Origin of the sequence: Bradyrhizobium sp. NBAIM14 (genome assembly GCF_020193895.1) — a bacterium.
Lineage (GTDB): Bacteria > Pseudomonadota > Alphaproteobacteria > Rhizobiales > Xanthobacteraceae > Bradyrhizobium > Bradyrhizobium yuanmingense.
Genome location: NZ_JADYVQ010000006.1, coordinates 1 through 24,876, shown reverse-complemented (window position 1 = coordinate 24,876; position 24,876 = coordinate 1). Strand labels below are relative to the sequence as shown.

General features: G+C 60.3%; 24 protein-coding genes. 23 read left to right on the top strand and 1 reads right to left on the bottom strand.

What is annotated here, in order from left to right; genetic code table 11:
• Positions 1-12 precede the first annotated feature (12 nt).
• The 22 genes from I6F28_RS16795 (at position 13) to I6F28_RS16690 (ending at position 22,837) form a co-directional block, all read left to right on the top strand.
• Positions 13-1,089: an S-methyl thiohydantoin desulfurase family protein gene (locus I6F28_RS16795; RefSeq protein ID WP_225131344.1), complete on the top strand. Its 1,077-nt coding sequence runs from the start codon at positions 13-15 to the stop codon at positions 1,087-1,089.
• Positions 1,086-2,669, top strand: coding sequence for a hydantoinase/oxoprolinase N-terminal domain-containing protein (locus tag I6F28_RS16790; RefSeq protein ID WP_225131343.1), 1,584 nt, complete (start codon positions 1,086-1,088; stop codon positions 2,667-2,669). Before I6F28_RS16795 ends, I6F28_RS16790 begins: the two co-directional genes overlap by 4 nt.
• Entirely contained in the window at positions 2,651-2,971 is a 321-nt protein-coding gene (locus I6F28_RS16785) for a RedY/HapK family protein (RefSeq protein ID WP_225131341.1), read from the top strand. The genes I6F28_RS16790 and I6F28_RS16785 overlap by 19 nt, the downstream gene beginning before the upstream one ends.
• Positions 2,972-3,034: 63 nt before the next feature.
• Positions 3,035-4,075 (top strand): LLM class flavin-dependent oxidoreductase, encoded by a 1,041-nt coding sequence (locus I6F28_RS16780; RefSeq protein ID WP_225131338.1) that lies wholly within the window; start codon positions 3,035-3,037, stop codon positions 4,073-4,075.
• Positions 4,072-4,947 carry an FAD binding domain-containing protein gene (locus tag I6F28_RS16775; protein ID WP_225131336.1) on the top strand — a complete coding sequence of 292 codons (876 nt, stop codon included), beginning with the start codon at positions 4,072-4,074 and terminating at the stop codon, positions 4,945-4,947. Before I6F28_RS16780 ends, I6F28_RS16775 begins: the two co-directional genes overlap by 4 nt.
• The gene (locus I6F28_RS16770; protein WP_225131379.1) at positions 4,944-5,438 is read left to right on the top strand and encodes a (2Fe-2S)-binding protein; all 495 of its coding nucleotides are present in this window, start codon (positions 4,944-4,946) and stop codon (positions 5,436-5,438) included. Before I6F28_RS16775 ends, I6F28_RS16770 begins: the two co-directional genes overlap by 4 nt.
• Positions 5,435-7,708 carry a xanthine dehydrogenase family protein molybdopterin-binding subunit gene (locus I6F28_RS16765; RefSeq protein ID WP_225131334.1) on the top strand — a complete coding sequence of 758 codons (2,274 nt, stop codon included), beginning with the start codon at positions 5,435-5,437 and terminating at the stop codon, positions 7,706-7,708. The genes I6F28_RS16770 and I6F28_RS16765 overlap by 4 nt, the downstream gene beginning before the upstream one ends.
• Positions 7,705-7,938 carry a MoaD/ThiS family protein gene (locus I6F28_RS16760; protein WP_225131332.1) on the top strand — a complete coding sequence of 78 codons (234 nt, stop codon included), beginning with the start codon at positions 7,705-7,707 and terminating at the stop codon, positions 7,936-7,938. Before I6F28_RS16765 ends, I6F28_RS16760 begins: the two co-directional genes overlap by 4 nt.
• 200 nt (positions 7,939-8,138) lie before the next feature.
• Complete coding sequence (gene npdG, locus I6F28_RS16755; RefSeq protein WP_225131330.1) at positions 8,139-8,801, top strand: NADPH-dependent F420 reductase; 663 nt, start codon at positions 8,139-8,141, stop codon at positions 8,799-8,801.
• A 28-nt stretch (positions 8,802-8,829) separates the two neighbouring features.
• Positions 8,830-9,306 carry an Lrp/AsnC family transcriptional regulator gene (locus I6F28_RS16750; protein WP_225131321.1) on the top strand — a complete coding sequence of 159 codons (477 nt, stop codon included), beginning with the start codon at positions 8,830-8,832 and terminating at the stop codon, positions 9,304-9,306.
• Positions 9,307-9,553: 247 nt separating this feature from the next.
• Positions 9,554-10,318, top strand: a complete 765-nt coding sequence (cofE, locus tag I6F28_RS16745; protein WP_225131318.1) for a coenzyme F420-0:L-glutamate ligase — start codon at positions 9,554-9,556, stop codon at positions 10,316-10,318.
• Complete coding sequence (cofD, locus tag I6F28_RS16740; protein ID WP_225140371.1) at positions 10,315-11,322, top strand: 2-phospho-L-lactate transferase; 1,008 nt, start codon at positions 10,315-10,317, stop codon at positions 11,320-11,322. Before cofE ends, cofD begins: the two co-directional genes overlap by 4 nt.
• Positions 11,319-12,026, top strand: a complete 708-nt coding sequence (gene cofC, locus I6F28_RS16735) for a 2-phospho-L-lactate guanylyltransferase (RefSeq protein ID WP_225131314.1) — start codon at positions 11,319-11,321, stop codon at positions 12,024-12,026. Before cofD ends, cofC begins: the two co-directional genes overlap by 4 nt.
• Before the next feature lie 68 nt (positions 12,027-12,094).
• Positions 12,095-14,551: a 5-amino-6-(D-ribitylamino)uracil--L-tyrosine 4-hydroxyphenyl transferase CofH gene (gene cofH / locus I6F28_RS16730; RefSeq protein WP_225140370.1), complete on the top strand. Its 2,457-nt coding sequence runs from the start codon at positions 12,095-12,097 to the stop codon at positions 14,549-14,551.
• 565 nt (positions 14,552-15,116) lie between these two features.
• Positions 15,117-15,626, top strand: a complete 510-nt coding sequence (locus I6F28_RS16725) for a YybH family protein (protein ID WP_225131310.1) — start codon at positions 15,117-15,119, stop codon at positions 15,624-15,626.
• A 226-nt stretch (positions 15,627-15,852) separates the two neighbouring features.
• Complete coding sequence (locus tag I6F28_RS16720; protein WP_225131308.1) at positions 15,853-16,638, top strand: alpha/beta fold hydrolase; 786 nt, start codon at positions 15,853-15,855, stop codon at positions 16,636-16,638.
• On the top strand, positions 16,638-17,555 hold the full coding sequence (locus I6F28_RS16715; RefSeq protein WP_225131306.1) for a DUF1028 domain-containing protein: 918 nt from the start codon (positions 16,638-16,640) through the stop codon (positions 17,553-17,555). The genes I6F28_RS16720 and I6F28_RS16715 overlap by 1 nt, the downstream gene beginning before the upstream one ends.
• A 148-nt stretch (positions 17,556-17,703) precedes the next feature.
• A complete protein-coding gene (locus I6F28_RS16710) occupies positions 17,704-18,444 on the top strand; it encodes a GntR family transcriptional regulator (protein ID WP_225131304.1) in 741 nt (246 codons plus the stop codon).
• On the top strand, positions 18,441-19,229 hold the full coding sequence (locus I6F28_RS16705; RefSeq protein ID WP_225131302.1) for an SDR family oxidoreductase: 789 nt from the start codon (positions 18,441-18,443) through the stop codon (positions 19,227-19,229). The genes I6F28_RS16710 and I6F28_RS16705 overlap by 4 nt, the downstream gene beginning before the upstream one ends.
• A gap of 24 nt (positions 19,230-19,253) precedes the next feature.
• Complete coding sequence (locus I6F28_RS16700) at positions 19,254-20,132, top strand: SMP-30/gluconolactonase/LRE family protein (protein ID WP_225140369.1); 879 nt, start codon at positions 19,254-19,256, stop codon at positions 20,130-20,132.
• Positions 20,133-20,288: 156 nt separating this feature from the next.
• A complete protein-coding gene (gene kce / locus I6F28_RS16695; RefSeq protein WP_225131299.1) occupies positions 20,289-21,221 on the top strand; it encodes a 3,5-dioxohexanoate:acetyl-CoA acetone transferase in 933 nt (310 codons plus the stop codon).
• A gap of 404 nt (positions 21,222-21,625) precedes the next feature.
• The gene (locus tag I6F28_RS16690; protein ID WP_225131297.1) at positions 21,626-22,837 is read left to right on the top strand and encodes an alpha/beta hydrolase family protein; all 1,212 of its coding nucleotides are present in this window, start codon (positions 21,626-21,628) and stop codon (positions 22,835-22,837) included.
• Between the two features lie 103 nt (positions 22,838-22,940).
• Here I6F28_RS16690 and I6F28_RS16685 read toward each other — a convergent pair whose 3' ends face one another.
• Positions 22,941-23,492 (bottom strand): MarR family winged helix-turn-helix transcriptional regulator, encoded by a 552-nt coding sequence (locus I6F28_RS16685; RefSeq protein ID WP_225131295.1) that lies wholly within the window; start codon positions 23,490-23,492, stop codon positions 22,941-22,943.
• A gap of 330 nt (positions 23,493-23,822) precedes the next feature.
• Between I6F28_RS16685 and I6F28_RS16680 the strand changes: the two genes are divergently transcribed.
• Positions 23,823-24,876: porin (locus I6F28_RS16680; protein WP_225140368.1), on the top strand; the 1,054-nt coding region annotated here is incomplete at its 3' end.

The window sequence follows — 24,876 nt, the reverse complement described above, 5'->3', positions numbered from 1 at the left end:
CGGAGGCTATAGATGAGACAATTGAGTCCGGAGGATATCGAGGCGCTCTCCGTCGGCGCCTGGATTCTCGGAACGGGTGGCGGCGGGAGTCCGTATCACGCGCTCTTGAGCATGCGGAGTTACTACAATGAAGGCGTTCGCGTAGATCTGATCGATCCCGACGAGCTGGACGATGATGATGCGATCGCGGTTGTCTCCATTATGGGCGCGCCGCTTGTTTTCCAGGAGCGTCTGGTCGACAGCAGGCTCATCGCGCGCGCCGTGTCGGCCATGGAGGAGCATCTTGGTCGCAAGTTCAGGGCGGTGATGGCAGTCGAAATCGGTGGCGGCAACGGCATGCAGTCCTTGCTCGCTGCCGTCCACCTGAAAATTCCAGTTGTCGACGCCGATGCGATGGGGCGTGCCTATCCTGAGGCGCAAATGACGAGCTTTGCGGTGGGCGGTCTCGCTCCCTATCCGCTGACCTCCGTAGACCCGCGCGGTAATGAGGCGATCGTTGGCAAAACCTCCTCCTGGAAATGGATGGAACGTGTGAGCCGAAAGCTTTGTACCGAGTTCGGGTCCATCGTCGCGACCTGCAAGGCGCCGCGCACCGGTGCTGAGGTGAAGAAATGGGCCATTCCCCGTACCACATCCAAAGCCATCAATCTCGGGCGGGCGGTTGCCGAGGCCAACCGGCAGCACGCTGACCCGATTGCAGCCATTCTGAAAGCGGAATCCGGCAGGTTCCTGTTCTCCGGCAAGGTCGTTGAAGTCGAGCGGCGGACAACGGAGGGCTTCCTGCGCGGCCGCACAGTCGTGGAGGGGCTTGGCGATGATCACAGCAGCCAGATCCGGATCGATTTCCAGAACGAGTGGATCGTCGTGTGGCGCGATGGGCAGGCGCTCGTCTCGACGCCCGACCTCATTTGCGTTCTCGACAGTGAATCCGGCGAAGCGATCGGAACGGAAACCATTCGCTACGGCCAGCGGACAACCGTGATCGCGCTGCCGGCGGCTCCGGTCTTCCTCTCGCCGCGCGGGCTCGACCATGTCGGCCCCCGCGCTTTTGGTTATGACATCGATTTCAAGTCGGTATTCTGCTCATGAGACGCATTGGGATTGACGTAGGTGGCACCAATACGGATGCCGTGCTGATCGACGGCGGAAAAGTCGTTCAAGGCGTGAAGGTCGCCACCACGGCCGACGTCACCAGTGGTGTGGCTGCGGCCATCGGGGCGCTCGATCTGAGTGCCGAGCATGCGAGCGGTCTCGACGCGCTGATGATAGGTACGACCCACTTCATCAATGCGGTCGTTCAGCGCCGTCATCTGACGAAAGTGGCAGTAATCCGAGTTGCACTCCCCGCCACGAGCTCCCTGCCGCCCTTTACCGACTGGCCGGCTGGGCTTGCCGAGCTCGCCAATGGCGGGGTCTTTCAAATCGAAGGCGGCCACGATTACGACGGGCGCAGGTTCGCCCCTCTGGATATCGCGGCAGCCAAGCGAATTGCGCGCGAAATCGGCAATCTCGGCCTCAAATACGTCGTGGTCAACGCACTGTTCTCTCCGCTTGATCCGTCCGACGAAGAAGCGGTCGCCGCCATCCTGCGCGAAGAAATCCCCGATGTGTCGGTGACCTGCGCACATTTGCTCGGCGGGATCGGATTGCTCGAACGTGAGAACGCCGCAATTCTCAATGCCTCTCTCATTGCGCTTGCTCGGGAGACCATCACGGCTTTTGAGCAAGCCAAGTCAAAGGTCGGGCTGAACGCGCCGCTTTTTGTCACGCAAAACGACGGCACCGTCGCGGAGGCCTCGCGTGCCGCCGCATACCCTGTGTTCAGCTTCGCCTCCGGTGCGACCAACTCGATGCGCGGTGCGGCCTATCTTTCCGGGCTCAAAGATGCGGTGGTGGTTGACGTCGGCGGAACGACGGCGGACTTTGGCTACTTGCGGAACGGCTTTCCCCGTGAAGCCAACACGGTCGTTCATATTGGAGGCGTCAGGACCCTATTCCGCATGCCGGACCTCGTTTCCATCGGACTTGGTGGCGGCAGCCATATCGACCTTGGAGCGGCAGCCATCGGGCCGCTCAGCGTTGGGTATCGCCTGTCCACGGAAGCGCTGGTGTTTGGCGGCAATCGCGTGACCTCGACCGACATCGGCGTTGCCGCCGGACTGATCGACCTTGGCGATCGCAAGCGTGTGGCACACATCACTGCCGATGACGTGAAGAGGGTTCTGCGCCGCTGCAAGGAGATGCTGGAAGAGAACGTCGACCGGATGAAGACAAGCGCTTCAGACGTCACGCTGATTGCGGTCGGGGGCGGCGCGTTTCTTGTTCCGGAAGAATTGCAGGGCGTCGGGCGTGTCGTTCGGGTTCAACACGGGGGCTGCGCGAATGCGGTTGGCGCAGCCATTGCGCAGGTCAGTGGTGAAGTCGATCAGGTGTTCCAGGGGCTGACGCGAGACGAGGCGGTTGCTTCAGCACGCAAGCTTGCCGATTCCCGGGCAGTGGAGGCCGGCGCGGATTCGGAATCGCTTGCCCTGGTCGAGGCAGAGGATACGCCGATCGCCTATCTGCCCGGAAATGCCATGCGCGTGCGCGTCAAAGTCGTCGGCAATATCCGATCAACCCGAATTGGGCAAACAGCCAAGGAGAAAGTCACATGCCAGTCCGTTTCCTGATCAGCACGCTCAAGGAAGGGGTCGACCCAGCGGAATATGAGGCCTGGGTCCGCGAGCGCGACTACGCTCTCGTGCGGAGCCTCGACAATTACGTGAGCTACAAGGTTCATCGCATTCGCCGCCCCATCCAGGGCGCCGAAAACTCGACGTGGCAATACATCGAAAGGATCGAGGTCAAAAGCCTGGAGCAACACGACAGGGACCTTGCCTCACCGGCTGGTGTTGCGCTGCGAGAGGAGCTCTATGGCAAGTTTCTCGATCGCTCGAAGAACATCTATTTCGTCAGCGACGAGATAGAATGATCTGTGCTCCGCGTTGAGCTCTGCCTAGTCCAAGAACGTAAGCGCAAACAGGACACCAACAAGATGACCCTCGACCTGCTGATTCTCGGCAACGCGCCAATGGCCAAGATGCTTGATCGCGTGAAGCTCGCCGAAGCGAGCGGATACGACACGGTCTGGCTTGCCGATGAACGGTTCTATCGGGAGGTCTATTCGTGTCTTGGATATTTTGCACAAAATACGTCTCGGGTCAGGCTCGGACCTTGCGTGACAGATCCCTACGCCAGACATCCGGCGCTGACGGCCATGGCGATTGCGACGCTCGACGAGATTTCCAACAAGCGCGCAATTCTCGGCCTCGGCGCCGGTATTTCCGGTTTTGCTGAGCTTGGCATCGATCGGAAGAAGCCGGCGCGCGCTATCAGCGAAGCGATCGAGGTCATTCGGATGCTCCTGCGCGGCGAGACCGTCACCTACGAGGGAGAGGTCATTCGGTTCAAGGAGGGCAAGCTGAATTTCACCCCTGTTCGCGCCGATATCCCAATCTATGTGGCCAGCAATGGTCCGCTCGGCCAACGGACGGCAGGCGCTTGCGCCGATGCCGCGTTCATGGAGGCCGGCGGCAATGCTCCGGAAATCAAGGCCTTCCGCGCGAGACTGGACGATGGGGCCAGGAAGGCGGGCCGCGATCCCAAATCCGTCAGGCTGATCGTTCGGCTCAATGCCTGTGTTGCCTCAGACGGTCAGGCCGCCCGTGACGCGCTTCGGCCGACGGTTGCAAGACTGCTCGGGGCAGGGCGTCTCAAGTTTGAAACAGCCGAAGAGCAGGGGCTGACCTTGCCGGAGGACGTGCTCGCCTCTGTCCAGGGCGCCCATTACGCCGCCGGGGTGACGCCTTACCTTCCTCTGCTGCCATACGTGACCGATCGCCATATCAACGCCTTCACTTTGGCCGGCAATGTGGAGGAGGTGACCGCGCGTGTGATCGAACTGCGCCAGGCCGGCGTCGACGGGATTATCATCATGCCCTTCGCTCCCGAAGGAGGTACGATCGAGGATACGATCGCCAAGATGGGCTCCGAGGTGTGGCCTGCCGCCCAGGCGCTGGAAGGGAGCAAGCCATGAGCTTTGATCTCCATCGGCCGGCCACGGTCACTGAAGCTATCGACCTTGCTCAACGCTTTGCGCCGACCGCGCGCTATGTCGCCGGCGGGACCGATACGGTTATCCAGATCAATCGGAAGAAGATCGATCCCGTACATCTGATCGATGTCGCCTGCCTGGCCGGAATGAGCGAAATCACCGAGACTACCGAAGCATTCACCCTTGGCGCGTTAACGAGGTACCGCACGATCGAAACGCATTCTGCGTTTCGGGGTAATCTGCGAGCGTTGGTCGAAGCTGCCAGCGTCGTCGGTGGCCATCAAGTACGAAACATCGCAACCATCGGCGGCAACATCGTCAATGCTTCTCCTGCCGCCGACTTTGTGCCGCCACTGCTCGCGCTCGATGCAAGCCTCGACATGACAGGTCCCAATGGACGGCGCTCCGTCCCCTTGCGCGACTTCATCGTCGGCCCGGGAAAGACTGATCTCTTGCCCGCCGAGATCGTGACCAGCATCCGATTTGCCAAGCTTCCGGCCGGATCCGCAACCGCCTTCCTGAAAGAAGGGCGCCGGCGGGCCATGGAGATATCGGTGGTTTGTGTTGCAGCTTGCTTGACGCTGGATGCCTCCACCTCGCGTTGCGCTTCAGTGCGCCTGGCAATCGGAGCCGCAAGCCCAAAGGCGTTCCGGCCCGAACAGGCGGAGAGTTATCTCATCGGCAGATCTGCCGGAAAGGAAAGCTTTGTGGAGGCGGGCAGGATCGCGGCAGAGGCTTCCAGTCCCATTTCTGATGTTCGCGCGTCGGCCGGCTACCGCCGCGGTCTTGTCGCGGTCATGGTCGAGCGCGCGCTCGGGACATGTTTGCAACGAATTCGGGAACAGGATCAATGAACCGGAAAATTCTCAATATCGTTGTCAATGGCGAGAGCCATCAGCTGCTCATTGAGCCTCATTGGACGCTGCTACAGGTCCTGCGCAACGGGATCGGCATGATGGGCACCAAGGAGAACTGCCTGGAAGCAGAGTGCGGGGTCTGCACGGTGCTGCTCGATGGAAGGGCCGTCAATTCCTGCATCCTGCTCGCGGGGCAAGCTGAGGGATGCTCGATCACCACGATCGAGGGGATCGGCGATCCCGAGCATCTGCATCCCCTTCAGGAAGCATTCATCGAATGCGGCGCCGTTCAGTGCGGCTACTGCATCCCGGGCATGATCCTGACGGCAAAGTCATTCCTGGACGAAAATCCGGGCTGCCGCCCCTCGCGCGACGAGATCAGGGAAGCTATCGCAGGTACCCTTTGCCGCTGTACCGGCTATCGCAAGATCATCGATGCCGTGGAAACCGCGGCAGAGCGCATCGCACTTTCGGGAGCCAAGCAATGAACGCTCAAACCCATCGCGTTGCCGGTCACCGCCTGCCCCGGCGGGATGGCGTCGGCAAGGTTACCGGAAAGCACGTTTACGCTGCGGATTTCAAGCTGCCCGGTATGCTCTACGGCAAGATCCTGCGCAGTGCTCGCGCGCACGCTCTGATCAAGAACATCGACATCTCGCGCGCGGCTGCGATCGCAGGCGTGCGTGGCATCATCACCGCCGCTGACATCCCGCAGGTCCGCTATGGAACGGCGGTGCGCGACACGACCGTATTTGCAACCGATCGCGTCCTGTTCATGGGACATGCGATCGCCGCGGTCGCTGCCACGTCATGCGAGATCGCCGAGCGCGCGATTGAAGCCATCAAGGTTGAATATCAGGATCTACCGGCACTGTACGATCCGGAAGAGGCGCTCACAAGCGATATCCGCATCCATCCTGATTGGGAAACCTACAAGGCGCTCCCGATCATTTCGCGCAAGGACAACATCGCAGGTCACGCCCGTATTCACGTCGGCGATGTCGAAGGAGCCTTCGCAAAGGCTCATAAGGTCTATGAGCATCGGTTCACGACCTCGCTTCAGCATCCAGGATACACCGAGCCGCGCGTTGCGACCGCGGATTGGGATGCGAACGGGATAGTGACGGTCTGGTGCAACACCCAATTGCCGTTCGACACGCAAACGACATTGGCCGAAATCCTCGATTTGCCGGCCGCGCGGGTGCGCGTCACCGTGCCGGGAATTGGTGGTGGCTTCGGTGGCAAGCTGAGGATCGGTGTCGAGCACTTCGCAGCTCTCCTGGCGCGCAAGACTGCCCGCCCGGTCAAAGTGATGTCGACGAGCGAAGAGGAGCTTATAGCCGCGCTTCCGCGTCAGGCTTCCGTGGTTCTGCTCAAAACTGCCGTTGACAAGGATGGGCATCTTCTTGCCCGAAGCGGTCGGGTCATCGTGGATTGTGGCGCTTATGCCGGCTCAGGTCCAGGCACGGCTGCTATCGCACTTCAGGTCATGGCAGGTCCGTACAAGACAGGAGCGCTCGCGTTCGAAAGCATCGCTGTCTACACGAACAAGGTCCATTCTGGCTCCTTCCGTGCTCCGGCGGGACCGATGGCGAATTTCGCGATGGAAAGCCAGATCGACATGATCGCAAAGGATCTCGGCCTGGATCCTCTCGAAATGCGCCTGCGCAACATCGTCAAGGAGGGGGATCCAGGCCCTTCGGGCGAGACGCACACCTCTGTGAGCATCGAGGAATGTCTGCGCAAGGCAGCCGATGCGATCGGCTGGCAAGATCGTAATCCCGAGCCAGGACGGGGCAAGGGCATCGCCTGCAGCTGGTGGATGACGACGGGTGGCTCGTCTGGTGTCTATGTCAAGATCAATCCCGATGGGAGTGCGACGCTCGTCAGCGGCGCCGTTGAAATCGGCACCGGCGCGATCACGGGAGCCGCTCAAGTGCTCGCCGAGGAGCTGTCTCTGGACTTGACGGACATCAACGTCACCGGGGTGGACACTCAGGCCGCGCCGTTCGACTACGGCGCTCAAGGCAGCCGTACGACCTTTTCTGTGGGCAATGCGTGCGTTGCGGCAGCTAAAGAGCTGCGGCGTCAGATGTTCGAACTCGCGGCCAAGCAGCTGGAAGCACCGATTGAGGATATGAAGCTGCAGGACAAGCACGTGGTCGTCGGCAACAAGTCGATTTCGATTGCGGAGCTGGCACGCATCTCGCGTCTTGCCGGTGGCGGGCTCATTGCGCATGGCACAGCCATTTCACCGGCACCAGCCTACGATCCGACACGCGTCAAGAACCATCCGCTCCCGGTCTGGAATACGCCGAGCTACCATGCCCACGCCGTCGACCTTTCGGTCGATCAAGCCACGGGCAAAGTGACGATCAATCGCTATGTCGTGGCCCAGGACGTCGGATATGCGATCAATCCGACCTATATTGAGGGACAGATCGAGGGTGGCGTGGCGCAAGGTATAGGCCAGGCCCTGTCGGAAGAGATCGTCTATCAGGACGGTCGCGTCATGAATGCGAACCTGACAGATTACAAGATGCCGACGGCGATGGATGTCCCGGAGATCGAGAGCATTATCGTCGAATGCCGATCCGCTGCCGGTCCTTACGGTGCCAAGGGCGTTGGAGAGCCACCATGCATCGAACCACCGGCTGCAATCGGCAATGCGATCGCGGCGGCGACTGGCTGCTGGCCGAACTCGCTGCCGATGACCGCTGAAAAGATTGCCGCCACAATGCGAGCCCCGCACTCATGATCCGCGTCGAGGTCAATATGCATGGAAATCTCCGTCGGTTCTTGCCCGGCGGGGTTGGATCCATTCAGCTTGACCTCCCCGAGGGAGCGACGATTCTCAACGTGATCGGCTCGTTGAGCGCCGAGCATGATGTCTGGCTGGCCTCGATTGGTGACATGGTCGTGCCGTTGTCAGCTGAAGTCAAAGACGGAGCCGAGCTCAATTTCTTTCCCTATCTTGAAGGCGGCTAGTATGAACTTCTTTGTTCGGCGACGGACCCAGAAGTGTTGACCCGCGATCGAGCCGTCTTTGAACTAATTCGTTCACGTGAAGGAGCGGTGCGACTGATCTATTGAGTGTTCGGCCTGGTGTGAATACGGTCAAGCACGCTCGAGCGAAGCAGAGTTTCACTGTCAAGGCGTCATGCCGCAAGCAAAGGAGTGTAAGCCAAATGTCGAACGCGCCCCTTCCGACTTTGTCGATCGTCGGCGGCACTGGAGATCTCGGATCCGGCCTTGCCCGCAGCTGGAGTCGCGCCGGATATTCCGTCATTCTTGGATCGCGCTCGATTGAGCGCGCTCAGGATGCAGTCGCGCTCTTAAAATCCGACGGGTTCGCCAATGTGACTGGCGAGGCCAACGCTGCCGCCGCGGCGAAGAGCGATATTGTTGTCGTTGCGGTGCCATTCTCCAGTTATGAGACAAGCCTGGCCGAGATCAAGGACGCGGCCAAGGGCAAGATTGTTGTCACCGCGGTCGTGCCGCTCGTGCCGCCGAAGGTCTCTGTTGTTCAACTCCCGAGCGCCGGGTCGGCTGCGCTGATCGCCCAATCGCAGCTTGATCCGAGTTCGCGGGTGGTCGGAGCGTTTCACAATGTCGGCTCACAGAAGCTCCATGCCGGAGGAAAGGCGGACTGCGACGTTCTGGTGTTCAGCGATGATCCTGAGGCCCGCAAGGAGGTGATGTTGCTGGCGGATGCGGTGAGCAATCGCGGGATCGATGGCGGTGCGCTCGCGAACTCCGCTGCAGCCGAGGCCCTCACCTCCGTCCTGATCGCGATCAACCGCAAATACAAGGTGAAGGGTGCCGGCATCACGATTTCCGGCCTGACCTGAATGGAAAACCACACGGGCGTTCGCAACGATGCTCACAGCCCTCGATCCTCTAGACCGCAAAATCCTAAGCGAACTCATTCGGGATGCCCGCATAAGCCAGCTGGCGTTGGCCGAACGGGTCGGCCTCTCGGCAACGTCTTGCGCAAGGCGCGTGCTGCAAATGGAGAAAGCCGGGATCATCAAAGGCTACTCGGCCGAGATCGATGCAAACTCGCTTGGCTTTCCCCTCACCGTGATCGTCCACATCACGCTTGACCGCCAAAGCGAGGGCGCGCTCAGGGCTTTCGAAGCCGAAATTCAGAAATGCCCCGACGTGATCGCCTGCCATCTGATGTCCGGTACGGACGATTATCGGCTTTCGGTACTGGCGCGCGACATGGAGGACTACGAACGCATTCATAAGCAGCACCTGTCACGCCTGCCGGGGGTGGCAAGACTGCAATCGAGTTTCGCAATGCGCACTGTCATAAAGCGGTCAATTTCTCCGGCGGCGCTTCATGGCTAGCCTCTCCGTTGCGAAGCGGAGTTCGGAATAAGGGCAAGAGATAGCACGGAAACGCGCGTCAGCACGCTTGAAGGATGCGAACGTCGAAGACTTATCCAGGAGGTGTGCCAGGGTCTGCTTAAGGGAGAAGCAGATAGGATACAGAACTGATTTCGGGTACGGCGCGTAGAGATCGTATTCGAGGAGAGATGCCCCGCGCCAGAAACAACAAGACGTGTGGGCAGCGGCGAAGGAGGAAAAAGTCGCGATGACGAGGAGCATCACATACAGCGCCCTTCCCGGGATCCCTCTGGTGGGGCCTGGCGACGATCTGGTTGGTGTCATCGCGGATGGCGCGAAGACCGGAGAGATCGCCGTGGCATCTGGCGATATTTTTGTCGTCGCACAAAAGATCGTGTCGAAGGCGGAAAACAGGTACGTCTATCTCGATGATGTGAGGCCTTCCGACCGCGCTGTGGAGCTTGCAAAAACGGTCGGCAAAGATCCCCGGCACATCGAGGTGGTACTCTCAGAATCCACCGAGGTCCTTCGCGCAAGACAGAATGTGATCATCGTTGTTCACCGCCTCGGCTTCGTGATGGCGAACGCCGGCATAGATGAATCCAATATCGAGCAGGATCGCGGCCATCGCGTGTTGTTGCTGCCTGAAGATCCGGATGACAGTTGCCGGCACCTCAAGCGCGGCCTCGATCGACAATTCGGGGTCGATGTCGGCGTCATCATAAACGATAGCTTCGGCCGTCCATGGCGCAACGGCGTCGTAGGTGTGGCGCTTGGAAGTGCTGGAATTCCTGCCCTTCAGAGCATGATCGGCAAGCCCGATCTGTTCGGCCGGCCCATGCAGGTAACAGAGATCGCGGTCGCGGATGAGCTGGCGGCCGCCGCCTCGCTCTTGATGGGACAGGCGGCCGAAGGCCAACCAGTAATCCATGTTCGTGGATTCTCCTCTCGTGCGCCTATCAATTCGGCGTCCGCGCTCGTGCGTGCGAAAGAACGGGATATGTTCAGATGAACGGGCGGTCACATTTGCCGGGAAAAGGGCGTGTTGTGGCGCTCTGCGGGGGCGTCGGAGGAGCAAAGCTCGCTGTTGGATTACAGCACGTTCTCGGAGAACGATTGACCGTGGTCATCAATGTGGCCGACGATTTCGAGCATCTCGGACTCCATATCTCGCCGGACCTCGATACAGTCCTTTATACGCTCGCCGGTCTCAGCGATCCCGAGCGCGGCTGGGGCCGATCCGATGAGACCTGGAACTTCATGGAGGCCTTGAAGCAGATCGGCGGCGAGACCTGGTTCTTGCTCGGGGATCGCGATATGGCGATGCATATCGAGCGGACCCGCCGCCGCTTAAGGGGAGAAAGTCTCACAGCGATTGCCAGCGACATTGCACGACGGCTCGGGATCGCTTCAGCTGTGCTGCCCGTCACCAATGACAGACTTTCGACCATCCTCGACACCACGGAAGGCGAGCTCGAATTCCAGCGCTATTTCGTCGAGCGTCGCTGCGAACCGGTTGTCAAGCAGATCCGGTTCAGCGGGGCGCAAAACGCTCGCCTGAGCGAGGAGGTGCTTGCGTCATTCGATGCCGAGGATCTCCGCCTCATCATCCTATGTCCTTCCAATCCTTATCTCAGCATCGATCCAATCCTGGCTGTTCCAGGGATGGCTGAAAAACTGCGCGCGACCAGCGTTCCCGTTGTGGCCATTTCCCCGATTATCGGCGGTCAGGCAATCAAAGGACCGACGCGCAAGATCATGGACGAACTCGGCCTTGAGCCGTCAAATGCAGAGATTTCCAGGCATTATGCGGGGCTGCTCGATGGCCTGATCATAGATATTGCCGATGCGGCAGGGGCAGGCGACCTGGGGGTCGATGTACACCCGGCGCCTACGCTCATGACAGACATGCAGTCGAAGTTCATGCTCGCAGAGCATGCGCTTGCCTTCGGCGAAAACCTTCGCGCAACGCACGAGCGGCGGGGCAGGGCCCCTTCAAAGGGAGGCGCATCATGACGACACGTGATGCATGGGTAGTCATCCCGGCAAAATCGTTCTCGTGCGCGAAGCAGCGGCTCTCCCCATTGCTGACGGCATCCGAGCGCGCCCTGTTGGCCCGGTCTATGCTGTGCGATGTTCTGAGCGCGGCATGTGGCGTGATAAAACTAAATCATATCGCTGTGGTAACAAATGCTGAGGATGTCGCTCAAGAGGCGGCTCGTCTGGGGACTGTCGTGATTGGTGACGGCGGTGCGGACGGAACCAATGCGGCAGTGGCAGCCGGGCTCGCCGCGGTCGAAAATCGTGGGGACGAACTCATCCTTGTTCTGCCGAGCGATGTGCCGGCTATCTTGAGCGAGGACGTTTCGACGCTCCTCCAAGCCGCGCAAGGCAACGCCGTGATCGTGCCGGCGCCGCGCGATGGCGGCACCAACGCGGTTGCATTCACCGTAGCGCGAGCCTTGCAGCCGTGTTTCGGCCCCGATAGCTTCGCCCGCCACATCGCCGCAGCCGATAGGCTCGGCATTCAGCCTATCGTGTGCCGCAATGCAAGGATTGGGCTTGATCTCGATGCTCCCGCCGATGTCTTTGATTTTCTTGACCTGAACACGTCCACAGCCACCGATCGCTATTTGCGTTCGATTAATCTCGGCCAAAGGCGGCTGGGGATGGGAACGGACGGACGGGGCGCGCAAGCGTCGATGCGGCGGCCGAAGTGAGCTCGGGGTTGGTTGCCCAAAATGCAGAGAGCTCCGACGTTTTTCGCGGAGCGTGAGGAGTTCTGAGAATGGTGGATCGGATGCTTCTGGAATCCTTGAGGCGAAGTGACATTTCCGCTTCCGAGGCCATGTCTCTCGTCAGCGACGTGTCCCTTCCCGATCTCATGCGGATGGCGGCATCAAAGCGGGATGAGGCTCACGGCAGAAAGATCTCCTACTCGCGAAAAGTCTTCATTCCGCTGACCCAGTTATGCCGGGATGTCTGCCACTACTGCACATTCGCCCATCCGCCCCAAAAAGGGCAGCGTGCCTACCTCACCATCGATGAGGTGCTGGCGATCGCGCGTGCCGGTCGTGAGGCCGGCTGCAAGGAGGCGCTGTTTACGCTGGGCGACAAGCCTGAGCTGCGCTACCGCCAGGCCGAGCGAGAGCTGCACGAGATGGGCTTTGCATCGACGCTCGCCTACCTCCAGGAAGCCGCGCGCGTGGTTTTCTGCGAGACTGGCTTGTTGCCGCACCTCAATCCAGGCTTGATGGAGGCCGACGATATCGCAGCTTTGCGCAAGGTCTCCATCTCGCAAGGGATCATGCTCGAGAGCGCCTCGGCACGACTGTGCGAGGCCGGGGGGCCACATTTCGGCTCACCTGACAAGGAGCCTGGAAGTCGGTTGCGGACAATTGAACTGGCAGGCCAGCTCTCGGTCCCATTCACGAGCGGATTGCTCATCGGTATCGGCGAGACGCCGCTTGAGCGCATCTCCTCATTGCTTGCATTGCGCAATTTAGACGAAAGCTACGGGCACATTCAGGAAGTCATTATCCAGAACTTCAAGCCGAAGCCGGATACCCGCATGAGGGGCGCGGCGGCCCCAACAATGGAAGAGCATCTGTGGACCATTGCGCTCGCGCGATTGCTGTTCCGGCCCGACATGAACATCCAGGCTCCCCCCAATCTCAGCCCGGGCGTACTGGACAAGATTCTGGCCGCTGGCATCAATGACTGGGGCGGCGTATCCCCGGTTACACCGGACCATGTCAATCCGGAGGCGCCATGGCCGCATCTGGCACGTCTCTCCGAGGCCACCGTTCAATGCGGCAAGACGCTCGTCGAACGCCTCGCAGTTTATCCGCCCTATGCGCGTCAATATGCTCGCTGGACTGACATGTCGCTGCAGAAGAACCTGCTCGGTCTTGTCGACGGACATGGCTGGCCGCGCCGAGACGAATGGTGCCCTGGAGCGAGGTGCGAGCCGCCTGCCGGGGACCTCGCGATGCTGCGTGAAGATGCCAGCTCGCCCGCCGTCCTAACCGGCAGCTTTCGGAGAATCGTCGCAAAGGCTCATTCTGGGGCACGACTCGACGAGGCAGAGATCGTGTCGCTGTTCGAAGCCGAGGAGTGCGATTTCACGGCCGTGTGCCGCGCTGCTGACGAGCTGCGCCGCTCCGTCAATGGGGATTGCGTTAGTTATGTCGTCAACCGCAACATAAACTACACTAATATCTGCTACTTCAGGTGCCAGTTCTGCGCGTTCTCGAAAGGAAAGCTCGCCGAGAACTTGCGCGGGCGGCCGTACGATATTTCCATGGATGAGATCGGGCGGCGCGCGCGCGAAGCCTGGGAGCGTGGCGCGACCGAAGTCTGCATGCAGGGCGGCATCCATCCCGCCTACACCGGCGCAAAGTATCTTGAGATTTGTCGGACCGTAAAGCAGTTCACGCCCGAAATGCATATCCATGCTTTCTCGCCCTTGGAGGTGTTTCAGGGGGCCAAGACGCTCGGAGTTTCGGTCGATGAGTTTCTGCGCGAGTTGAAGGACGCCGGTCTTGGTACATTGCCCGGGACCGCCGCAGAAATCCTGGACGACGAGGTCCGCGCGATTCTGTGTCCCGACAAGATCAACACCGCGCAATGGCTGCAGGTCATGGCAGCGGCCCATAGAGCCGGATTGCGCAGCACCGCAACGATCATGTTCGGTCATGTCGACCGTTACGAGCATTGGGCAAAGCATCTGTTGCGCATCCGGGATCTTCAGACCGAGACCGGCGGCTTCACTGAATTTGTCCCATTGCCGTTCGTGCACATGGAGGCCCCGATCTACTTGAAAGGGCGCTCGCGCAATGGGCCGACCTTCCGCGAAGTCGTTCTCATGCATGCCATCGGGCGGCTCGTCTTCCACACGAAAATCTCCAACATCCAAACCTCTTGGGTGAAACTCGGCGAACAAGGCATTCGCGCCTGCCTTGAGGCTGGTGTGAACGATCTCGGCGGCACGCTGATGGACGAAACGATCTCGCGTTCAGCCGGTGCTCAGCATGGCCACGAGATGGCTCCAAAACAAATGGAAGAGCTCATCCGGGCCATGGCACGCCTGCCGCGCCAACGTACGACGCTCTATGGCGAAGTTGCTGACGATCGTTATCTCGCGTCGCTGAACCCTCCGGCGCTCACTCCGATTGTTACGGGACTGGACGACCATCGCGAGGTGCGAAACATCCCTCGGTCCCGCGCGCTTGAAATGACGTAATGGGAGCGCGTCCCGCGCGAGCCTGAGACGATGCCGAAAGGCGTCGGCCGGGAATGCTTGACGCTGAATTTGATTTGTGATCACATATCGAGAACGGAGGGACCCTAAAGTGAGCCGCATTATCGCGCCAGCGCACGCTTCGCCGGGCATTGATCGCGCATCCAGCTTCGATCGGCCGGCGCTTCGCGCCATCTCTTCGTGTTGCTCTCAGCTCAAGCTTGTTGTGGGCGCGCAATGCGCTGTGCCGCAAGAGTCATTGGATCAACTATTCCGCGGCCTATGAGTTGGCTCAGCGTTGCAGGCCATCCAAGTGCATTCTTGGCGCCGTCCGCGTCAGTGGATCACGACGAGCAGCGGCAACGCCCTGCTTCAGCGCTCGAAATTTCGCGTTTCTGGCGCGCGCTCAGCTGAACCGCTCAGAACTGCTGTCCAGAGCGACTGCTAGTGGCCGAGGCGTAAGCACAAGAATCTGCCTCGGTCTTTGACCCGAAGGCCGATGAGGTCGCCAATCTGAGGGGGATTTTCCCGGCGGCCAATTTAACGATCACACCAATCAGGAGCATTCATGCCGACTTTAAATGAGGACCGAGCAGCCATTTTGAAAGTGCACCGCGACTGGTGGGTTGCCAATCACAAGTGGGATATCCCCTTGATGCGAACCTGCTTCCCGAGTGGCACCGCGTTCTTGAATTTCAACCTTAGCGGCGATCCGTACTTTGGGCGGGAGGAACTGACCGCTTTTTGGGAGTCGTTCAAGGACAGGCCGCGATCGAAGCCTGCGGTCATGCACATCTGGCGTCTGGATCTCCATGGCGACATGGCCTACCTGCTTTGCGAAGGCAATTTCGAGGAAGCCGACAAACCGGACCAGTACCTGCGCAGCACCGAAATTTACGTGCGCAACGACGGAGAGGGAAAGCCGGAGTGGAAGATCTGGCACTTCCACTGCTCGGAGATGGCGCCCAAAGACAAGATCCGGCAGCCGTTCGGCGATAGCTACGCCAGCCGCGGCGTGGGTTATCTGCCGCCAGGCTTCGGCAAGAGCTTCTCGGTTACGGACGACCAAAAGCTGTAATCAAAGCGAGCGCCCCGCCGGGCTGGCCGCGCCGCCTACATCCGGCGGACAGGCTGATCCCGCCGGGGCGAAGAACGTCCAAAGAAGATTTTCCAGCTGAACTTGCCGCCCGATGTGACCGCCGAGAAGCGGATGGACCGTAGTGCGCGAGCCTCACTGGAAAGGGAGAGCACACGCAATCGAGCGTCCCTTCGGCCGTTCGGAACGTCGTGACCGTGGAGGACTCATGAGGCGGCTCACTATCAAGCGACCGGTCGGTCCGATCGCCGTTTCTTACCATGGCGAGACCGACGCGAGCAGGCCGCCAATCCTGTTCGTGCATCCTATCAATCTCAAGGGCGCGGCGTGGGCCGAAATTGTTCCGGCATTCGCCGACCGATTTACGATTGTCCCCGACATGCGTGGATTCGGTGACTCGCCGCCGGCCGAACAGTACGACCTTGCGCGGTGGGCGCAGGACTGCATCGATGCCGTGGACCGGGCAGGCATCGATCGCTTCCACGCCATCGGCGGTTCGCTTGGTGGAGCAATTTCGGTCTATCTCGCCGCTGCAGAGCCCAAACGGGTCCTCTCGGTTGTTGCGGTAGGCAGTCAGCTCTACTCGCGAGATTCTGACAATGCGGCTGTTCTAGCCACCCTCGAGTATCACACCGTCACCGAAATGTTTGAGCTTATCTTGCCGAAATATGCGCTGGGTCCACACGCGTCTGCCGAAGTGGTGGCCAAGACCATTGCGCTGCGCAATCCAAACGGAAAGGACGACATCCGTCGCGTGTGGAGAGCCGCCTGCGCGGCCGATATCCGCGCCCATGTGGCCAGCGTCAATTGCCCTGTGACGGTTCTGACCGGGGAGTTCGACCTGACTTGCCCTCCCGCAGCCGGCGCAGAAATGGCAGCCTCGCTGCATGCTCCGCACGTTCTCCTGCCAGGTATCGGTCATTTGCCGATGCTGGAGGATCCGCTGGCTTTGATCGCGGCGATCAAGGCGCACCTCGAGCGTGTGGAGTCTTGATGATGACGTACTCGATTGTCGCCCGGGATTCGGTTACGGGTGAGTTGGGTGTTGCGAGCCAATCGCATTATTTCGCCCTCGGGCGCGTTGTGCCGTTTGCGCGAGCCGGCGTTGGTGTTGTTGCGACCCAATCGTTCGTTGATCCAGCTTACGGGCCGAACGGGCTGGATCTCATGGCCTCCGGCGTGTCGGCGCCGATGGCGCTCACGAGCCTGCTTGCGAAGGACGAGGACCGAGAGCTGCGCCAAGTCGCCTTTCTCGATGCCGCTGGCGGCAAAGCCATGTTCACTGGCGATCGCTGCGTTCCCCACCGCGCTCAGCTCGAGGCCAGCAACGTTGTGGTGCTGGGAAACATGCTGGCCAGCGACGCCGTGGTTCCCGCCATGCTGGCAGCTTACGAGGATACTGCCGGCCCACTTCTCGACCGCATGCTCGCGGCGATGGATGCAGCTGAAGCCGCTGGAGGTGACGCCCGCGGCCGGATGTCGGCCGCGCTCCTCGTTGTGTCCGCCGAAATCGCTCCAGCGCCCTGGGCTAACCGGCTCATCGATGTGCGAGTTGACGACCATCCGGAGCCGCTTGCCGAATTGCGCAGGCTCACCAAGCTCTCTCAGGCCCACACGATCTTCGGCGCATCTGTCTTCACACCCGGGCTGCTCTCGGGCGAGACGGCAGCGACAGGTCCGCAGCTTGCAGAGGCGCTGCGCATGCTCACGAACGCCCAGGGATTGATCGGCTTTGATCCAGAGCCAACCTTCTGGAAGGGCGTGCTGCTGATCCGCGCCGGCGAGATCGCTTCAGGGAGGAGACTCGTTGCCGCCATCGTTGCGGCGCGACCGCAGTATCGGGCCTTCGTGGATGGGCTCTACGCAGTCGGCATCCTTCAGCTGTCATCGAACGAACTCCTCGGTGCGTGAAAAGCTCAATCCTCTTGCCTCCTCTGCGAGGCATTCTGCCGCCGCCAGCCGGGCGGCAATTGCCTCAACGCGCGATTCGGGAATCCCGCCGACGAAGCTTGACGGGTTTTTCATAATGTGATCACATATCTCATATAGGAGAGGGAACTTGGAATCGCGCAACCTCATTGCCCTGCTGCCGTTGCCGTCCCTCGTCCGGGACTCGATGGCGGATCAGGTTTACCGGCATTTGAGAGATGGTCTGATGGCCGGACGCTTTGCGCCGGGTCAGAAGTTGACAATCCGGGGCCTTGCCGAGGCGCTGGGCTCAAGCCCGACGTCGGTACGGGAGGCGCTCCGCCGCCTGCAAGCCGAGGGCGCCTTCGAATTCCGCGATTCGGCGCGACTGAGCGTTGGGAGCCTGTCCGAGGCGCAGCTGCGGGATGTGCGCGATGCGCGCGTGGCGCTCGAGGGGCTGCTGGCCGAGCGCGCGGCTTCGCGTATGACGCGTGTCGACGATGCCGAGGTGGCGCAACTCTACGGCCGGCTGCAGAGCGCCGCTGATGCAGTCAATGGACCCGCTTATCTCTGGACCAACTTCGCCTTTCATCGGCGGATCTACCAAATTGCACAGGCACCGGCGATTCTCGGCGCCGTCGAGCATTTTTGGCTGCTCATTGGTCCGTGCTTCGTGCTCGTTGCTCCCGACGCTGCCCACCTGCAGCGTTCTATGGACGCGCACCGCCAGATCCTCGATGCGCTGTTGAGCCGCGATGCGCCCGCCGCTCGTGCCGCTGTGACAGACGACATCATGCAGGCCGCCAATTGTCTGTCCCGCTTTCTCGACAATGCGGGCATTGGGCGCTCCGTGGCCGTTCCGAGACGCGGCCGGGGAGGTGCACCGGCATGAGCGTGCTGCAGCGTCTTGTGCCTCATCCCGAGCTGCGCGTCCTGATCTCGGCGGGCGCATCCGGCATTGGCGCCGCACTTGCGGGTGCCTTCGTTGAGGCTGGTGCGTATGTGCATATCTGCGACGTCAACGACGATGCGCTTGCAAGCTTCTGCAATCAACATCCGCAGGTCCTTGCCACAAAGGCCGACGTATCGGACCGCGGTGCGGTCGCGGCCGTCTTTCGCGCGCAGGCTGCGCGTTGGGGTGGGCTCGACGTGCTCATCAACAATGCAGGCATTGCCGGACCGACGGGCGGAATCGATGCCATTGCAGAGTTCGATTGGCAGCAAACGATCGATATCAATCTCAATGCACAGTACCGCTTCGCCCGTCATGCGGTCCCGATGCTTCGCCAATCTCGCTATGGACAAATCCTCTGCATGGCCTCCGTTGCCGGCCGCCTCGGTTATGCCTGGCGTACCCCGTACGCGGCAACGAAATGGGCTATTGTTGGGCTCGTCAAATCGCTTGCTGCCGAACTCGGTCCTGACGACATCCGCGTCAATGCGCTTTTGCCCGGTATCGTCGAGGGCCCGCGCATGGAGGGCGTAATCCGCGCGCGCGCCGAGCAGCTCCATACCAGCTACGAGGCGATGCGCCAGGAATACCTCAAGAAGATCTCGCTGCGTCGCATGGTGACGGCTGAGGACGTTGCGGCCATGGCCTTATTCCTCTGCTCGCCAGGTGCACGCAATGTGACTGGCCAGGCGATCAGCGTTGACGGGAATGTGGAATACCTGTGAAACGTGAGAATGGGGGGGGTGACTTTGCAGATCGAGATCGTGGCGGATCTGAAGACGACGCTTGGCGAAGGCCCGCTTTGGGACACCGAGCAGCAGCGTCTGTACTGGATAGACAGCATCGATGGTCGCGTTTTTCGTGCGACCGCAGATGGACGCGAGCTTCGCGCCTGGGATGTTGGAGCGAAAATCGGCTCGATGGCGCTTCGTCGCGACGGTACGCATGCGCTCGTCGCGCTGCAATCGGGCCTGCATGATCTCGATCTGGAGAGCGGGGAGCTGAAGCTGATCGCGGCCCCCGAGGCACATTTGCCGCGCAATCGATTGAATGACGGCAAAGTCGATCGCCGCGGGCGTTTCGTGTTCGGTTCCATGGATACACTGGAGGATCAGGCCTCTGGCCGTCTCTACCGGCTCGATCCCGATCTCTCGCTGCACGTCCTGGACGAGAAGATCATCGTGTCCAATGGCCCGTGCTGGAGCCCGGACGACCAGACCTTCTATTTCGCCGACACCTGGACTGGAGAAATCTGGGCCTACGACTATGACATCGAGACCGGCGCTGCGACCAAGCGGCGCCGTTTCGCGCCAGTAGATCGCTCAAACGGCGGTGCTGCCGATGGCGCTACGGTCGATGCAGAAGGATTTCTTTGGCAAGCGCTTGTTTATGATGGAAAGCTCGTACGCTACGCGCCCGACGGCAGCGTTGAGCGCGTTATTCAGATGCCGGTGCGCAAGGTCACGAGCGTGATGTTCGGTGGTCCCAACCTCGACATTCTCTATGTGACCTCCATGGCGAAGCCGCCCTTGCCGCGATTTCCCGATGACGGACAGCAGCGCGGGGCCCTATTTGCAATCAAGGGGCTTGGCGTCCGGGGCATACCGGAGCCGCGGTTCGCCAGCTGACCTCGCGAAAAGCTGCCTCGTCATCAATTGGCAGGCGAGGAGATCCATCGTGCGCAAGCGCGATGGGCACTCCTGATCCGGCTGTCCTGCCATAAAAGCCGAAAATTCCGCGGCCGCCGCCGCTTACCCACTACCGATTAGCTCTTGAGGTTTCACATGGCCAGGCCTGGCAAGGTCATTCTCACTTGCGCCTTAACCGGCGCGATCCACACGCCCTCAATGTCCGCGCACCTGCCGGTGACACCGGAGGAGATCATCGAAGAGGGCGTGCGGGCTGCGGAAGCGGGAGCTGCGATTCTGCATGTGCATGCACGCAACCCGAAAACTGGTCAGCCGGACCAATCGGTCGAAGGATTTGCGAAGATTCTCCCGGAGTTGAGCCGCAGATCGGGGGCCGTGATCAACATCACGACCGGCGGCAGCCCATTCATGACGGTCGCCGAACGCGTGGAGCCCGCCCGGCATTTCCGGCCTGAGCTGGCCTCGCTCAACATGGGCTCCTTCAATTTCGGCCTGTTTCCGATGCTCGAGCGTTATCACGAGTTCACCCATCAGTGGGAACGCGAGCACCTGGAGTCTTCACGCGACCTCGTTTTCCGTAACACCTTTGCCGAGATCGAGCAGGTCCTCGCATTGTGCGCGCCCAGTGGCACGCGATTTGAATTCGAATGCTACGATGTCGGCCACCTCTATAATCTTAAGCACTTTGTCGACCGCGGAGTGGTGCGGCCGCCGTTCTTCATCCAGTCCGTCTTCGGTTTGCTCGGCGGGATCGGGGCGCATCATGAGGACATCGTCACCATGCGCCGCACGGCCGAGCGGCTGTTCGGCGACGACTATGTCTGGTCGGTACTCGGCGCGGGCGCCGCGCAGATGCGCATAGGCGCCATGGCTGCGGCAATGGGCGGCAATATCCGCGTGGGACTCGAGGACAGCCTTTGGGCGGGGCCTGGCAAGCTCGCCACCTCCAGCGCCGAGCAAGTGAGGCTAGCCCGCTCGATCCTGAAAGGACTCGGATTAGAGGCAGCAACCCCGGACGAGGCTCGTGTCATGCTGAAGTTGAAAGGGACGAGCGATGTCGGCTTCTGAGTGCGATCTTGTGGCGACCTTTTGCGAATGAGACCGGCGCCAGCTCAGCAAGGCAGCCAAGGGCCACCGATCAGCGTTCGGGGCGAAGACAGGAGAACTCGGTGAGCTGTGAATAGCGTCTGGCTCTCTGCCGTGAGCGCGTGCGTTGTCGTCGCCTAGACTCCGCTGGGCATAGGCGAACACGAAATGGTCACACGTTCCGCAGGACGAGCCGATGGCGGTTCAATGTGACCAGCCGGCCTAATCGTCGCGTTTTCGGGTTCGAGCATGAGTTCAAATAGCATTGCATGCGCGCGCCGCACCATACGACATATCGCCACGTGTCAATTCGGCGCTTGGACGAAAAAAAGGTGATCGACCGCAAAGAACAGAGGCGTTCTACGCGGCTTAATAGGGAGGGCAGGATGATGCGAGAACAGGCGAAAAATGTCCACCGCTCGCCCAGATATGACGCTGACGGCTGGACCCACTGGCCGGATCATGAGGTCGAGAGCACCCAGCTGAGACGCCTGCTGGGAGATGCTCAAGAGGGCGCAAGCTTCGTGTCCGAGTGCCTCATGATTGCCGGCAAGATCGTTGTCGGCGACGACGAGAGCTGGCTCGAGGAGTGGCGTGCCCTGGCCGACCGGATCGCAAGGCGCGCGCGCCTCTCAAGCGCAGAAGGCCACTTTACGACGGCAAGGAACGAATGGCTGCGCGCCTTGAACTATTATCGCACAGCTTCCGCCTTTCTTGTTCGCAGCGATCCGAGAATTCCCGAACTGTCTCGCATTGCCAACTCATGTGCCGAGGCCTTCCTGGAAGTGCTGTCTCCGCGTGGAGAGGTGCTCGAGATCCGCTTCGGTACCAATTTGCTCCAAGGTTATCTCATTCGTTCATCGGCCGCGCCGCGCAAATCCCCGGTGGTCGTGGCTATCGGCGAGGAAAGAGATACCAAAGAAGACCTATTGGTGAGATTTCAGTCTCATGCCATTGCAAACGGCCTGTCATTGCTCGTTACCGACCTGCCGCGAGAGATCGAGCGCTTCCAGGATCGACCGGTCCACCATTATCAATGCGTGGCTCTACGTCGCTGGTTGGATTATCTACTCAGCCGCGATGACGTCGATCAGAGGCGAATCGCCTTGATAGGCGATGGTCTTGGAGGGGCCCTTGCCACACGCGTGGCGGCAACCGAAACGAGGTGGGCTGCTGCCGTTTGCGACGGCGGATTTTGGGATGATCTCGAGCACAGATATGTCACCGCCAGCCTCTTCGGTCCAGATATAAAACTATCCCCGTTCTGTAAGCTTGCCCGTCAGATCAAATGTCCATCCTTGGTCGTTGTGGGAGAGCACGACTATGTCAGCCTGGAGGATATCACTGCCTTGCATGAGCACTGCCGCGCCGCCGGCGTACCCATGGATCTCAAGATCTTCAAGGGCGAGGAGACCGGTTCATCGCACCGGCAACTCGACAATCCGAGCATTGGGCGGCAGTTTATCTTCGATTGGCTCAGAGACAAACTGCGCATCGACCGAAACGACCAGGCGCCTAGCATTCCAACGCGAAAGAATTGCGTAAAGAACGCTCGGCCGCTGGCGCTCAATGATACCCGCACGGCGTCGAGGGCCTAGGGCGCGAATTCAATTGGGATCAATCGCTCTCGCGCTCGGCGTCCGGTGCGCACAATCTGCTCATAAATCCTTCGGAGCCGAATGGCTCCTGTAATATAGCCACTCACACGTCCGGCTTGCTTGCATCCAGCTCGAGCTGAAGGGCCACTTTCTCCATTCTGCGCTTGATGGTCGAAAGCACTTCTCTGAAATCTTGCAGCCTTTCGTGCCCAAGATCTGCAAAAATCGTCTCATCCAGTTTTCTGCGCTTGGCTGCAAGGCTCGTAATTGCCTTACGAGCCTTTTCGGTCAGCGACATCAAAACGACCCTGCCATCCGCCGGAGAGGCAGTGCGAGATACGAAGCCCCCCTTTTCCAGCATTTTGGTCTCTGCGGTCACGAACGGGGAGCGGACGTTGATCTTCGCCGAAACATCTCCGACGGACACGCCTGCACCCTGATCCAGATCGGCAATCGCCATTAGGATCAGCCATTGGGGGCCGCTGACGCCAAGTGCCTTTGCCCAGGTCCGCCGAATGTCCTCCAGATGCACATTGATGGCCGCAATGTCCCAACCGACTTCTCCTATGATTCGGTCCGACGGAGCGGTTTGTTTGCTTGTCCTGTGACCTTTCGCGCTCAGCGAGGGCTGCTGCCGGGTCGTATCTCGGGACATGATCCGAGACCTCCTCTTCATTATTTCGCCAACTTACCTAACCCGGTTTGCAACACGCAGCAACAATGCGGGTGCGGTGGTGTGTTGCTCGAATACCACGACTCTTTCCCGAATCGACACTTCGCTAACTTATATCAGTTGCATATATAAGTAGCTTATATAATGTCCATCCCGTGACGGAGCGGCCCCTCGGTCGCACGTCAAGCAAATCGATCCATTCGCGCGTGGCGAAGACGTCGAGGTGCGCGAAACGAGAAGCAACAGTCGTGAACTTGGGATCATTCTTCGGCAACCGCCCATAAGGGCCGCAGAAGATGTTGGAGGGCTTTTATGAAGACGTTTAACCGAATGCTCTGCGGTTCGGCCGCTGCGCTCAGCTTGATGGGTGGTGCACAGGCGGCCGACCTGCCGGCCAAGGCAGGGCCGATTGAATACGTGAAGGTCTGCTCTCTCTATGGCGCCGGGTTCTATTATATCCCCGGCACCGACACATGCATCAAGCTCGGAGGTTATCTGCGCGTTGATGCGGCCTTCAACACCAACTCGATCTACACGCAGGGCGCGGTGAATGGTGCGCCTGGAGCGGGCAATCGCCTGCGCAACTCCTATTCCACCAATGCCCGTGAAGATCTGACGATCGATACGCGCACCGCAACACAATACGGTATGCTCCGCACCTTCTTCGATGGTGTGTTCGACTGGGGGTCGGGCGGCTATACCGGTGTTGGGACCAGCGGTGTTAACGGCTCGACGGTTTACGGCGGAACTGGCGTCGCTGGTGGATCGGTTGGTGTCTATCTGGCCTTCATCCAGTTCGCAGGGTTCACGATAGGCAAAACCATCTCCCAGTTCTCAACGCCCTGGATCAATTACCCCGCGAACAACTTTGACGGTCTGCCGGGCGGCGGCGGTGCGGTTACGGGTGTGAATCAGTTTACGTACACCGCTGACTTCGGCCAGGGTATCACGGCATCATTCTCGGCGCAGGATCAGGTCCAATACTACACGACCAACATCTGGAACATCAGCGGCGCGACAGTGGCTGGTCTTGCGACAGGCGCGTACGGCGCGAGCGACATTGCCGGTGCAAGCTCTCCTGACCTTGTCGCTATGCTTCGAGTCGATCAGGCTTGGGGCCTCTTCCAGGCGTCAGTCGCGATGCATGACAATCATGCCGCTTACTACGGCGCCGACGAGACGACCGGTCATCCCGGCGACAAGTGGGGCTGGGCGGGTCAACTGGCCTTGTCAATCAAGAATCTCCCGACCGGTCCGGGTGACACAATCAACGTCCAAGGCGTTTATACGTATGGCGCAAGCCGCTATAATTTCCAGGACCTCGTACCCACCACCTACGCGATGTACGGGGGGGCGGGACTTGCGG